The organism is Robbsia sp. KACC 23696 (assembly GCF_039852015.1).
In the GTDB taxonomy this organism is placed as follows: Bacteria; Pseudomonadota; Gammaproteobacteria; order Burkholderiales; family Burkholderiaceae; genus Robbsia.
The window spans coordinates 1,865,538-1,878,067 of record NZ_CP156626.1 but is presented as its reverse complement, the minus strand read 5'-3'; the positions used below and the strand labels follow the sequence as shown (position 1 = coordinate 1,878,067).

The 12,530-nt window shown below is 60.7% G+C and carries 11 protein-coding genes and 1 tRNA gene; 8 read left to right on the top strand and 4 right to left on the bottom strand.

Going from position 1 to position 12,530, the window contains the following annotated elements; genetic code table 11:
* The first annotated feature begins 189 nt into the window (after positions 1–189).
* Entirely contained in the window at positions 190–4,104 is a 3,915-nt protein-coding gene (locus tag ABEG21_RS07855) for an ATP-binding protein (RefSeq protein WP_347554108.1), read from the top strand.
* Here ABEG21_RS07855 and ABEG21_RS07850 read toward each other — a convergent pair.
* Positions 4,091–5,233, bottom strand: a complete 1,143-nt coding sequence (locus ABEG21_RS07850; protein ID WP_347554107.1) for an asparaginase — start codon at positions 5,231–5,233, stop codon at positions 4,091–4,093. The genes ABEG21_RS07855 and ABEG21_RS07850 overlap by 14 nt on opposite strands.
* Positions 5,234–5,480: 247 nt before the next feature.
* Between ABEG21_RS07850 and lexA the strand changes: the two genes are divergently transcribed.
* The 3 genes from lexA to ABEG21_RS07835 all read left to right on the top strand — a co-directional run bounded on the left by lexA (position 5,481) and on the right by ABEG21_RS07835 (position 7,141).
* Positions 5,481–6,188 (top strand): transcriptional repressor LexA, encoded by a 708-nt coding sequence (lexA, locus tag ABEG21_RS07845; protein WP_347554106.1) that lies wholly within the window; start codon positions 5,481–5,483, stop codon positions 6,186–6,188.
* A gap of 12 nt (positions 6,189–6,200) precedes the next feature.
* On the top strand, positions 6,201–6,602 hold the full coding sequence (locus tag ABEG21_RS07840) for a hypothetical protein (RefSeq protein WP_347554105.1): 402 nt from the start codon (positions 6,201–6,203) through the stop codon (positions 6,600–6,602).
* Positions 6,603–6,988: 386 nt separating this feature from the next.
* Positions 6,989–7,141: a hypothetical protein gene (locus tag ABEG21_RS07835; protein WP_347554104.1), complete on the top strand. Its 153-nt coding sequence runs from the start codon at positions 6,989–6,991 to the stop codon at positions 7,139–7,141.
* A gap of 67 nt (positions 7,142–7,208) precedes the next feature.
* On the opposite strand, the gene ABEG21_RS07830 is transcribed toward ABEG21_RS07835, so the two are convergent.
* Positions 7,209–7,466, bottom strand: coding sequence for a hypothetical protein (locus ABEG21_RS07830; protein WP_347554103.1), 258 nt, complete (start codon positions 7,464–7,466; stop codon positions 7,209–7,211).
* Positions 7,467–8,229: 763 nt separating this feature from the next.
* Here ABEG21_RS07830 and ABEG21_RS07825 point away from each other — a divergent pair.
* Complete coding sequence (locus tag ABEG21_RS07825) at positions 8,230–8,805, top strand: hypothetical protein (RefSeq protein WP_347554102.1); 576 nt, start codon at positions 8,230–8,232, stop codon at positions 8,803–8,805.
* Between the two features lie 112 nt (positions 8,806–8,917).
* On the opposite strand, the gene ABEG21_RS07820 is transcribed toward ABEG21_RS07825, so the two are convergent.
* Positions 8,918–9,133 (bottom strand): hypothetical protein, encoded by a 216-nt coding sequence (locus tag ABEG21_RS07820; RefSeq protein WP_347554101.1) that lies wholly within the window; start codon positions 9,131–9,133, stop codon positions 8,918–8,920.
* Positions 9,134–10,361: 1,228 nt separating this feature from the next.
* On the opposite strand from ABEG21_RS07820, the gene ABEG21_RS07815 reads away from it, so the two are divergent.
* From ABEG21_RS07815 to ABEG21_RS07805, 3 genes are all read left to right on the top strand, one after another.
* On the top strand, positions 10,362–10,586 hold the full coding sequence (locus tag ABEG21_RS07815; protein WP_347554100.1) for a hypothetical protein: 225 nt from the start codon (positions 10,362–10,364) through the stop codon (positions 10,584–10,586).
* Between the two features lie 210 nt (positions 10,587–10,796).
* Positions 10,797–11,831, top strand: a complete 1,035-nt coding sequence (gene dusA / locus ABEG21_RS07810; protein WP_347554099.1) for a tRNA dihydrouridine(20/20a) synthase DusA — start codon at positions 10,797–10,799, stop codon at positions 11,829–11,831.
* Positions 11,832–12,006: 175 nt separating this feature from the next.
* Positions 12,007–12,082: transfer RNA gene (locus tag ABEG21_RS07805), tRNA-His, on the top strand.
* A gap of 180 nt (positions 12,083–12,262) precedes the next feature.
* On the opposite strand, the gene ABEG21_RS07800 is transcribed toward ABEG21_RS07805, so the two are convergent.
* Positions 12,263–12,448, bottom strand: coding sequence for a hypothetical protein (locus ABEG21_RS07800; RefSeq protein ID WP_347554098.1), 186 nt, complete (start codon positions 12,446–12,448; stop codon positions 12,263–12,265).
* Positions 12,449–12,530: the final 82 nt, after the last annotated feature.

Here is a 12,530-nt window from a genome sequence, read left to right as displayed (position 1 = left end):
GGCTACGACATCGGAGTCAATGCTGCCCCGGCATCGGACGCGCATCCGACCACGCACGAAAAAAACAGGCATCGAGGACCCGGTCCACACAGAACGGGCGCTTTCGCCGGCCCGGCATCGCAGCCTGCGGCCCATCCCCCGCACGCCACGCGCCAATGGCTGCGTCTAGGCGCACCGTCCGATGCCGTCATGATGGCGCGCGGTGCCTTGGCGCCGATCAATGTGCAACGCTGCCGTAAAGTCAGCGTCGGCGTATTGCGCGGCAATCAACCGGTGGTCATCGTCGATCCGACCCAGCAGATCCTCACAGGCATCGTCGCCGATCAGTTGCTGGTACTAGGACATCAACTTGGTCTGAACTGGCAGGTCGAGGCGTTCGAGTCGCGACACGCACTGGAAAAGGCCATGGAAGAAGGCCGCATCGAAGTGGCGGCTGGCGTCACCGCGGGCGGCCGGACCGACACCGAGCCGCTCTTGCTGGACCCAACGAAAACGGCCTCTTCGCGTAGCGCCCTGCCCCTCAAGAAAAAAGACGCGGCCACCCATGCGCCGACGCCCCTCGCGATGAGTCTGCCCTATCACGAGTCTCGCGCCGCGTGGATCTCGCGCCGCTTGCTGCCCGGCGCACGACCGATGCCGGCCGCCAGTGCCATGCTGCGTGCCTTCATTCCGAACCAGATTGCCGACGATCTCTACAAGGCGAGACTGCCGGCGGCCGTCACTACCGGACGCTGGCTCGCGGTCGAGACGCAATATGCCGGTCTGCGCGACGTGGCATTGGGCCATGTGGAAGCCTTTCTCGGCGATCCGAATGCGCTGCAGGCCTATGGAAAAGCGCCGTTGTTCAGCGAGTTGCAAGCGCACCCCCTGATGCCGCGTGTGCCGATTCATTACCGCTTTGCCGTGCGCGAATCGGACGCTGGCGCGCGCAACCTGCTCGCTAATATCGACGCCGCATTGCGCGAGCAGACACCCAGGATGCGCAGCGATATCGCGCGCCATTGGAATCATCCGGTGCCCCATGCCGGATCGATGCGAATGCGCCTGGATACGACGGCCCGCGCCTGGATCGCCGGCAATGCCGAGGTCCGCGTCGCCGTGCCGCGCAACAATATCCCGATCGCCTTCCAGAACGAACGCGGGCAACTCAGCGGGCTGACCGCGTCCATCCTCGAAATGATCAGCGCGCGCACCGGCCTGACGTTTTCCCCGGTCTATGCCGACGCCCCGGATACCGCACGTGAAATCGTCGCACGCGGCGATGCCGACCTCTTTCTGACGACGCGCAGCGATGCCCCGGTCGATCTCAGACGCTATCCACACGACATGCCGCCCACCGGCTTTCGTACCTCCGGCACCGAGCGCACCACTCGTCCCTTTCTCTATGTCACCGGCGCCATCGTCTCTGCCTGCGAGACGGTTCCGATGTCGGACTTGAGCGCGCTGCACGGCAAGCGGGTCGCCTTGACACGGGGCCGGGCCATTTCGGACTTCCTCGCCGCGCGGCAATTGCACGGCGAGCGCCTGCTGTTTGCCGACGACGAACGGCAAACGTTGGAACTCGTCAGGCGTGGGGACGTCGATGCCGCTATCGTCTACCTGGACAGCGCCAGCTATCTCCTGTCGTCGCGCGATCGAGCGGGTTTGTGCCTCAGCGGCACCACCGGTCCGAGTACCATTCCCATCCAGTTCGGCACCCGGCAGGCCGACACGCAACTGGCGCGCATCATCGACGAAGCACTCGGCACCATTCCGTCGGACACATTGCATGCGTTTCGTTTCCATTGGTACGACGAAATGGCACCGCTTGGCAGCCGGTGGCTCGACTCGCGCGTGCTGTCCTGGATACTAGGGATTGGCCTGACGCTGGGCAGCGCCAGTCTGATCTGGAACTACAAGCTGCGCCAACGCATTCGTCGGCGGCATCACCATGAGGCGAAGTTGACGCGCCGGATCGCTTTCCTGCGGCGACTGATCGATGCCAATCCGATCCCGAGCTATGTACGCGACGCGGCCGGCGTCATGATCGACTGCAACCGCGCGATGCAGCAGGCCACGGGAAAATCGTTACTGGAAATGCGCGGCAAGCGCGTCCACGAAGCCGATGAGCTCGATCCGGATAGCCGCCTGAAAGTGCAACGCGGCTACGATGCCATTGCCGCGGGAGCCGAAACGTACTCCGAGAACTTGTCGCTATGCATCAATGGCCAGCAGTTCGAGGGATGCCACTGGCTGGTCGCGCTAGGGGAAGTCGGTGGAGAATTCGGGATGGCGGGCGATGCGATCCATGGCGGCGCGATGCTGGGTGGCTGGATCGACATGACCGAGCGCAAACGGATGGAGCGTGCCTTGCGTCTGGCCAAGGACGAGGCCGAAGCGGCAAATCGCGCCAAAGTGATGTTCATGGCGGCCATGAGCCATGAAATCCGCACGCCGATGAATGTCATCGTCGGCGTCCTGGAACTGATGGCGACCGACGCCCGCGCGCCGGTGCCATTGAAACGCCAGGCGGATCTGGCGCAGCGTTGCGCCACGTCGTTGATGACGTTGCTAAACGACCTGCTGGAGTTTGCCCGCACCGAAGTGGACGCGTTGCGGCTCGATTGCCACGCCGCCTCGCTACATGCGCAGATTGATGAGATCGCTGAGTTTTATCGACAGAATGCGCGGCAAAAAGGCTTGGATCTGGTCTTGGAACGCGACCCATCGATCCCGGACCCGCTCGTCTTCGATACCTCGCGACTGCGACAGGTCCTGGCCAATCTGCTGAGCAATGCGATCAAATTTACCGCCGAGGGGCGGATTACGCTATGCGTGCGCCGCGCGGTGCCGCCCCAGGAACTGCTGCATCGGACCCCCAGAATGGTCGTCGGCGACGCGGACAACGACGACGCGGCGCGGCGCACCGTGTGGCTCGCGATCAGCGTTAGCGACACCGGCCCCGGCATTCCGGAAGATCTCCGCCCGCTGCTGTTCCAGCCGTTTCAACAGCTTTCGCACGACACCTTCCGGCGCTATGGGGGCACCGGCATGGGCTTGGCAATCTCCAAAAGGATCATCGATGCGATGCAGGGAACGATCGATGTCGAGAGCCAGGAAGGCAGCGGCAGCACCTTTTCGCTGACCTTGCCGTTCCACGTGGTCGAGGCACGCAGGCCGGGCACCCCGGGCGGTCCACCGGCCGCGGTGCCGAGTGGCGCGAGCCCGCCGTCGTTTCAGGTCCCCCTTGCGGCGGGCGCCCGTGTGCTGATCGTCGACGACCACGAGGCCAACCTGCTGCTGTTGAGCACACAGCTCTCACAGATCGGACTGCGGCCGGTCACGACCGGGACCGTAACGGAAGCGTTGCTGCATCTGGAGGAAAGCCAGGAACCGGGAGGCGATGCCTTCGATGCGGTGGTGACCGATTGCAATATGCCGATCATGGACGGCTATGCCTTGGCGCGGCATTGCGCGCAACGCTGGCCCGCCCTGCCCGTGATCGGCTATAGCGCGGACGGCACCGAAACCTGTCTGGCGCATTGCCTGGAAAGTGGCATGCGCGGGCGGCTCGTCAAACCGGTGACGCTCGGCATGCTGCGCGCCCACCTGCCGATCGACGACGTGGCCGGCGCCCTGCCTGTACCGACGTCATCGCTACCTATCGCGTCGGCGCCAAGCGATGCATCCGAGCAGGACAGCAACCCAAGATCGAAGACCGTGCGGGTGTACCGCGCCGGCGATGCGGCGCAGGCGGAAAAACAGGTCGCCGCCTTGTTGGCACTCTCCCACCAAGACGGCGACTTCGCGCGCAAATTGATCGATCTGTTCGAGGAAGGGCTGAGCACATCGCTGCCGGAATTCGCCGCGGCGATAGCGGATCAGGACGCATCGCGGCTCCGTGACATCGCGCATCACAACAAGGGGCCGGCGGCGATGTTGGGCTTACAGCCTTTTGTCGACGACTGCAGCCTGATCATCCAGCAATCGGGCGACGCCTCAGGCGGCGACTGGCTGCGCCTGCAGATCCGCTACATCGACGCTTGTACCGCGGTGCGCCACGCGCTGCGGGATGTCCGCGCGGCGCTGGCGCGAACCCATCCGCCGTCGGTCAAGCAAGATTGAAGCAGGCCTGCATGGCACTGCGTTCGGACAGGCCGACGGCCAGCGCCAGCATCAGGCGGATCCGCGCCTTGTACGGGTTCAAGGTGCCGCTCGCGACAAAGCCTTCGCCGTCGTCATCCACCGCGGCGTTCGCGCTCACATGCACGTCGGCGGCGCGACTCGACCGGATGACGATGACACCGGCCGCTACCGCACGCTGCATCGCCGCCATCAGCGCCGCATTGACGGTACCGTTTCCGGTGCCGGCCACCACGATCCCTCGCACGCCGTGGGTGAGCAGGGCGTCGATCAAATGCGGCGAGGCCCCGCCATACTGGACGACCACCTCGACGTCGGGCAGATCGGACGGCTGCAATCGCCGGACATGCAAGCGCGCTTCCAGGCGATCGCCGGACGCACCGCTCGGGACTTCACCGAACAGCGTCTGCCGCAGTGGCGACGATGGCGTCGAACCCGTTTCATCGCGCGCGGTAAGCGACGCGAGGTGTCGTCGGCGCAGCCAGCCGACCCGCCCGTCCTGCACCCACCCCAACGGTCCCCCCGCAGGTGACGCGAAGGCATCCAACGCGTGACTGCTGACCTTGACGATATCGCGCGCGGCATGAATGCGGTTCTGCAAGGTCACCAGAACGCCGAGATCGCGCGCCGACGTATCGCCGGCAAGCGTCACCGCATCGAATAAATTGGCCGGCCCGTCCGCCGACAATGCCGTCGCGGGTCGCATTGCCGCCGTCAGCACGACCGGCTTGCCCGCTGCCAACATGAGATCGAGCCAATAGGCGCTCTCTTCCAGCGTATCGGTGCCGTGCGTGATGACGATGCCATCGATATCGTCGCGCGCACGCGTGGCGCGCACCGTTTCCGTCAATGCACACCAGAACGCCGGATCGGCATCCTTGCTGTCGATCGCGGCCACCGCGATGGTCTCGATCTGCGCGATTCGCGCCAGCGCCGGGACGGCTCGCAGCAGCGCGTCGCCGCCGAGCGCGCCCGCTGCGTAGCGCAGCGAGTCGCTTTCCGAGGCAGCGGCGCCGGCGATCGTGCCACCGGTCGTCAGCAAAGCGATCCTCGGCAAGGACCGTACGGCGGCCGGCACGCCGATATCCATCGAAGAAGAAGGGGCGGTCATCTGCGGGGTTCCTTTATTCACGAAACAATCACACCTGAAACGAAAGCGGAAAACAGGCCGGGAGTGTGCCAGACAACGCCGCGGCTGTCGCCTTGTTGCCACCGTCCGGTATGACGCGAAGCCCGATGATGCGCGTGACCCTCCGCCGTTCGGCGGCGGTCGCGCCCCGTCACGTCACCACAACGAAAACAGTTGCACCAAAAAAAATACTGTATAGAATCACAGTATCGCATACAGGAATCGAGACATGCTTAAGCTTACCGCGCGCCAACAGCAGGTATTCGATCTGGTCGTTCAAGCAATCGAACGCAGTGGTTTCCCACCGACGCGCGCTGAAATCGCCGCGGCGCTGGGATTCAGTTCTGCGAACGCCGCCGAGGAACATTTACGGGCACTGGCGCGCAAGGGCGTGATCGTACTGTCACCGGGCGCCTCCCGCGGCATTCGCGTGGTGCATGCAACGGACGACAGTCGTCGCGATGGTGAAGGCGTGGACGGCAGTGGTGCGGGCGGTGCGGGATTGCCAAGTCAAGCGGCGTTCGCCGGCATGCTGTCGCGTGCCGGGTCGCTGTCACTGCCCTTGATCGGACGCGTTGCGGCGGGGAGCCCGATTCTGGCTCAGGAACACGTCTTGCATCAGTACCACTGCGATCCGGCCTTATTCACCAGTCAGCCGGACTATCTATTGCAGGTGCGGGGCTTAAGTATGCGTGACGCTGGCATTCTGGATGGTGACTTACTCGCGGTACAGCGTCAAAACGAAGCGCGTGATGGCCAAGTCGTCGTGGCCCGTTTAGGCGACGAAGTGACTGTCAAACGATTGAAGCGCGTACCGGAAGGTCTCGCGTTGCTTGCTGAAAATCCTGATTACCCAACGATCGTCGTTGACCGGGAACGGTCCGACTTCGCACTCGAAGGGATTGCTGTTGGACTTATCCGTCCGACGCCCCTCTGAAGGAGTTACATCATGTCGAGACTCGTTCGCCTGTTTTCCGCCGAGAGCGCAATCCATCCTTTTGGCCGCCTGCGTGCCGCGCGGGGACGCTTGTCGTGCCGCGATAAAGCCAATCTTGCGGCACGCGCCACCGCCCCCGTCGCCGTGCAACGCGATACGGTGCAGGTCTCGCCGCAACAAGCGCCACTTGTTGCCACCACCGTGCCACGGACCGCGGCCTTGCGGCCCACGGCGCAACCCCTGGTATCCACGAACGCGCGTGGCAGTGTGCGCGTGTATCGTCGAAACAGCGGGATGACCATGGTTGGCAATATTGAAGCGATTTGTAAGATGATCGATCGCTGCATTGCCGACGAACGCGCAGCAGCAATGGCAGGTTCACGTAGCGTGCTTCCCACGGCAACGGCTGCTTAAGCTTGTTTTTTCAAGCAGATACATCAACATCGAGCCATTCGGACTCCTGATCTTTGTGATCTCCGATGTGGTCGCGGTCGGGGCGCAATAGACGCGCGCGGATGTCCGCAGCGACATTAATGGCGGCGCGCTAACGCCGACAATTGCACCCGATGTGTTCGATGCTGAAGGTCATACTTGCCCTCAGGCACGTTGCTTGCGTCCTTGTCTAGATAGTGTGGATAGGAAAAAAACGGCCGCAACCGCCGGCGCCAAGCACCGTCGGACCCCGGCGATTCGCCTCGCGTCCTGCAACGCTGCAACGCCGTCATGGTGACGGTACGCCACCTACTCCGTCCAGAACAAGCGCATCTCCGCGCTTGACTGTCTTGAAACAGGAGGAAAGCATGAGCGACGACAAGAAGTCTCTGCAGAAGCCGGAACCGGCAGCCCATAGTGACCATAAGGAGAGCGCATTGCCGGAGCGAGACGACGACAATCGACAGATGGCGCCGAACGATCCGCCGAGCAAGAAAACGGACGAGGCGCCTGTAGGCTAAGGGGTGGGCGCTGCATATCGGGCGCCCAACGCCCGCTTTCCGACACGGCCCGCGCTGATCGATAACTTTATCGGCGCGGGTCGTTTTCGCTTGTCTGGCCGCCGTCTTTACCGCTGGTAGGCGGCGGTGCAAATCCCTCCTCTAATGCGGCACCTTTGTCGAAGAGCACGCCTCCGACCGCCACCATCATGGTGCGATCGCTCGCGGGAATGCGCTCCCAGTTACCTGCAAGCCAAGCGGCCCATTGTACGGTCAGCGCCTTGGCCGAATCACTGGACAGTGCGCCTGCTCGGTCGAATGCGTCAATCAGTGCTTCTGGCTTCATCCCATCACTCCTTCAAGCGCACGGCGAGCCTATAAGGCGTTTGGACTGTTGGACGGTCGGACGGTTTGCGGCCATCGACAACGCCAATGGATCGCATCGCCGGAATTCCCCTTCTCTCTACCTAGCGCTCGGGAATCCTCTCTTTTTCCTGACACCTGCCCTGATCATGAAAGGGAATGCCCCCTCTCGGACAGCGCATTGCGCGAACACATGTCGTCTTGAATCGATGTTACGGATTTTTACGCGCTTGCCAAGCATTAGTCGAGGGCACGGCCCCTTTTGCACGGCGATCGAAAGGTCATTGAAGGTTAGACCCTCTGCGTATTCATTGTGCATGGAATGACGACACATGGCCCAACGCGCGCTCGCTGGATGCAGGCGTCGGCATCCAGCGATGCGCATCCTGAAAAAGAGTTGGAAGCTAGGCAGCGACAGGTCCAAATGCCCCCCGGGTTATCCCCGACCCCGCGCAGCGGCTCATGTCATAATCGATTGACCTTTTTCCCTTGCAACCACTGAATCGACCATTGTCGATAGGACGTGGCGTGGCCAGCGCAGCGCGGCTGAATATGCCATCCGTTCCCGGATCGGACCTTAAAAAAGACCTATGCTGACAAAAGCGAAATCACGGGTACCCCATCTTCGATCGATCGACAGGCGCGATCGCGGCGCCGCTTCGCGCAACCACGCTGAAGCGAGCGACGGCGTCTCCGTCGTTCGGCGCGGAAAGACGGCCGCGGCCGCCCTCGGTGCGGCGATGCTCATGAGTGCCTGCATCAATGTGCCGGTGGGATCTCAGCAAGCCGCCATGCAAGCACAACCCGGTAACGGGCTGGCCCAAAAGGCCGTGCTAGTGGTGCCGTCCGACCTGCGCCAGTCCCGAACGACGTTTCGGGGCACGGACAGCTGTTCCTATTACTGGTTTTCATCGCGATCGGGCCGATCGATCGTCAACTCGCTGCGTGACACGCTGATGGGTGCCTACCCGGAAGTCGTGGTCGACGACGGTGTCAGCGATGTCAATCCGGCCGGCCCGGCAGACCGCTACGTGCTCACCGGAGCGACGTTCTCCCCGAATCTACGGATCGGAGCGGATTTTCTGGGAACGACGCATGTGGCGCTGAACTTGGAAGTGACACCCGAAGGTCATAGCGCGCCTACTGTACGCGAAACGCTAACCGGCAGTGGGAGTGATTCGGAGAATGGCGCATGCCATGCGGCTGCACTGGCGCTATCGCGCGCGAGCCAGGATGCCTTGCATCAAGCGATGGTGAAGTTTGCGTACAGCGTGATCAACCCGCAGGCCGACGCACGCGTCATTCAGACAGGCCTTCGCTAGGCGCGATGCCTGTGCGCTTGCCTGGCCCCGAGCAAAAGCCGGGGTCCGCCTACCGTGGCAGGCGGTACTTCTCGGACGCGCAAATGCCGCAATCGATGCTCCAGAGCGGCGTTTAGCGGCTTAGCAACTGATCACTGACCGCCGAGGACGCCGTCGGCGACGTCAGCGTAATGGTCGCCGGCTTGGCCGGCGCCTTTTTGGGCTGCTTCGGTGCTTCATCGGCGCCTTCGATCGCGTTTTGCCGCAGCACGAACAAGAAGACGCGCCACACCGCGCCGACCGTGACATTCACCGCACCCATGGCGGCCCAGCTCAGCAATTTACCCACCGTGATTCTTCCCGTAGCACTTGGTAGAAAGGCACAATCTTTCGTATTTGGAATATGTGTGCCCGACTCTTTATGTCCCACCGCTTAATGGAGAAAATCCTACTCTCGCCATCGCCGAACTGCAATCGGCATTAGCGCGAATTCAAGATATTTGAGCAATCGCTCTCTTCGCGCTTTTACGAATACTACTGCGACAAGTGCAATCCGGCTTGTGAAATCTGTTTAATGCCACTACCAGTCGTTGCTTGATCGCCACGCTGTATTTCGCCCGCGTATCGCCCGGCCGGTACGCCTATTAGGGAATGACCTAGGAATGCAGCACCATGTGGCAATAAATGCCGAAATGCATGCTCGTCGCGGGCGCGTCTCGGGTTTCGGTAGACGCCAAGGACCCGCCGTGCATCGAACGCGCGATGGCAGCAAGATAAGTATAAATTACCGTTCCGTCTGCTCGCCAGCGATCTTAAGTGCGTCGACAACAAGCATAGGGCCAGTTATTGATTTCGATCTTGATAAACACGACCCCTCAAACGTTAAAAAAAGGATTCGCGTAAAATAAAATGAAAATTTAAATATGAAACACGTCTCCAAAAATATTGCTGAAAATATTTCCATGAAAAAAGCAAAATATAAATAAACCCTCAAACGCTTACCCAACACCTCATCAAAAAAAATAAAATTCTGCATTATCACGGAGCGATCTTGCAAGAAAATAATAACAGTTGTCGATTTTCACGCATCATTTCACTAGCGATATATATCGGTAATTTTCTGCGTAAATTTCGCCACACTTATTTAACGCATTTTGTCCACGCGACCCCACCAGAAAATCACGTACATGCCTCCTGCAACTGCCCTGCCTCAAGCACCGCAGCGCGCCAAGGTCCGCCGCACGGCACTTTCCACAGAAAATAGCTGGCGAGGGCAAACGTCACTCAGGGAACAATCAAACATGGGACAGGCTTCGATCGAATATTGCTACGATTAATCTGAAGCGGTTCGCCATTACATCGCCCTAGGCATCCCGCCTCACACCATTTAACGCCGCGACGTCCAACCGACGCGCATTTGCCACCGGAGAAAGAAGACAAAAACATAAAAACGATCGTTTGAAAGTGTTTCAAATTGTATAGATTTGTATAGAAATTTCGACGTGTCGTTTTGCGCCAGGCGACGATCGCCGTGCGAGAATTCGGGGTTTCAACACAGCGATCATTTCGAGAAAAGCATGGATAACGAGATTAAGGAACTTCGACTGGCCCAAACCGCGCAGGCATTGGTGTTGCAAATCCTGCTGAACGGTCACATCAATATGCATGAGGACCCCGACACCTATCGCGAACAGTTGTTCGAGGCTGTCACCGGCGTCGGAAAGCAGATGCTGGAGACGGTCGGTCAGGCAAGCGACGTCGAATCGTTCAACCAGACGATCGGGCTGCTGTTCTCCCGCTGAGTGACATCGAAGGGCCAGCGCCCTAGTCGAATCCATTGCACGTGGTACGGCGTCGACGGTTGGAGCGATTCCGAGGCACGCGATCGACGCAATTTGAAAGCCCGCGTCGCCGATCCCGTATACTTCGCTGTTACAGCGCGCGTGGGGACGCCATCGCAGAAGATGCGCTCCGCCCCCGTCTCTCTTGAATGCGCGTCAGCACCTTTGCGCATGCCACCACCCGCCTCCCCTTACTCTTTAGAATTGATGGACACGCTTCCGAACGCCAGCCCCCGCCGCTTTTGCGTGGCGCCGATGATCGATTGGACTGACAGACATTGCCGGACATTCCATCGGATGTTCACCCGGCAGGCCTGGCTGTACACCGAAATGATCACGACTGGCGCGCTATTGCATGGCGACGTGCATCGGCATCTCGATTTCGGTGAAACCGAACATCCCGTTGCATTGCAACTGGGGGGAAGCGAGCCGGACGATCTTGCCCGTGCGGCAAAACTCGGCGAGCAATGGGGGTATGACGAAATCAACCTGAATTGCGGCTGCCCCTCCGAGCGGGTTCAGCGCGGGGCGTTCGGCGCTTGCCTGATGCTCGAACCGACCACCGTCGCCGACTGTGTCAAGGCGATGCGCGATGCCGTCTCGCTGCCAGTGACGGTCAAGCACCGAATCGGCATCGACTACGAGACCTCTTATAGCTTTGTACGCGACTTTATCGGCACGGTGGCCGAAGCGGGCAGCAAGACCTTTATCGTTCATGCGCGCAATGCCGTGCTGAAAGGACTCAGCCCGAAACAGAATCGCGAAGTCCCACCCTTGCGTTACGAGGTCGTTCTGCAACTGAAGAAGGATTTTCCGTCGCTGGAAATCGTCCTGAACGGGGGCGTTCAGACGCTGGAGCAAGCGCAGACGTTATTGCAGGATCTCGACGGCGTGATGATCGGCCGCGAGGCTTATCAAAACCCGGGCATGTTGCGCAGCGTGGATCGCGTCATCTATGGCGCGGACACGATCGACATCGACGATGCCACGGTCGAGGCAGCGCTGTTCGACTACATCGAGAGCTCGCACCGCCAGGGCACCCCGCTAAACGCGATCGTGCGCCATATCCTGGGTTGGCACCGTGGCGTACCCGGCGCCCGTGCCTGGCGACGCGTGTTGTCCGACAGCCCGCGCCTCGCGCGCGGTGATTTCTCTATCTTTGAGGAAGCGAACGCCCATTTGCGGCGCGAAACGGCAGACGCCTGACCCGTCGAATTCCCTGCGATCGGGCGGCCAAATCAGCGTCGATCAACTATTTGAGAAATTACTTGAAGTAGTACTTGCCAAGACCGCGAATGCTTCCTATAATTGCGGTCTTTCAGTGATGCACGAAACGTTGCTGAAACGGACAACGCGGCACTGAATTGTTCGTTAGATAGTGGTGGCTGTAGCTCAGTTGGTAGAGTCCTGGATTGTGATTCCAGTTGCCGTGGGTTCGAGTCCCATCAGCCACCCCACCGTATTTTTCAAAAAGCCCACCGTTCGCGGTGGGCTTTTTGCATTGGCAGTGCGTCTGCGTAACTGGTCGCGCAATGCCGCCACTTCTTGCCGCGTTCCCCGCCCACAATCGGTGGCTAGCCCCATCAAATGCCCCGCTCCCCCAATCGAAGCAGGGAATCGAAACGACTACCCCGGTTTCAGTTATCGCGCTGCCAATGCTGCTGCCCTGCCGCCGGCGGTGTATCGTCGTCGCTCCCCAGCATGGCGAGCGCCATCGAACCGAATGCGACAATGGCGACGAACGCCTTCACCAGAAAGCGGAACGAAACGCGCCGACGCGCTTCCGGCGTCTTAGCCGGGCTCGGCAAGTCATTTGTAATCATGCTGTTCTTTATCGGGTCTTATCGTTATTGAGCGCAGCCGCGCTCTACAATAACAGAGGCCTTTTATTTTGTGTCCAATTTG

Bases quoted from the DNA above. Each gene is read 5' to 3' on its own strand.
- ABEG21_RS07850 (WP_347554107.1), bottom strand. From the start codon at position 5,233: ATGACCGCCCCTTCTTCTTCGATGGATATCGGCGTGCCGGCCGCCGTA.
- ABEG21_RS07825 (WP_347554102.1), top strand. From the start codon at position 8,230: ATGAGTGCCTGCATCAATGTGCCGGTGGGATCTCAGCAAGCCGCCATG.
- dusA (WP_347554099.1), top strand. From the start codon at position 10,797: ATGCCACCACCCGCCTCCCCTTACTCTTTAGAATTGATGGACACGCTT.
- ABEG21_RS07830 (WP_347554103.1), bottom strand. From the start codon at position 7,466: ATGAAGCCAGAAGCACTGATTGACGCATTCGACCGAGCAGGCGCACTG.
- ABEG21_RS07840 (WP_347554105.1), top strand. From the start codon at position 6,201: ATGTCGAGACTCGTTCGCCTGTTTTCCGCCGAGAGCGCAATCCATCCT.
- lexA (WP_347554106.1), top strand. From the start codon at position 5,481: ATGCTTAAGCTTACCGCGCGCCAACAGCAGGTATTCGATCTGGTCGTT.
- ABEG21_RS07835 (WP_347554104.1), top strand. From the start codon at position 6,989: ATGAGCGACGACAAGAAGTCTCTGCAGAAGCCGGAACCGGCAGCCCAT.
- ABEG21_RS07800 (WP_347554098.1), bottom strand. From the start codon at position 12,448: ATGATTACAAATGACTTGCCGAGCCCGGCTAAGACGCCGGAAGCGCGT.
- ABEG21_RS07855 (WP_347554108.1), top strand. From the start codon at position 190: ATGATGGCGCGCGGTGCCTTGGCGCCGATCAATGTGCAACGCTGCCGT.
- ABEG21_RS07815 (WP_347554100.1), top strand. From the start codon at position 10,362: ATGGATAACGAGATTAAGGAACTTCGACTGGCCCAAACCGCGCAGGCA.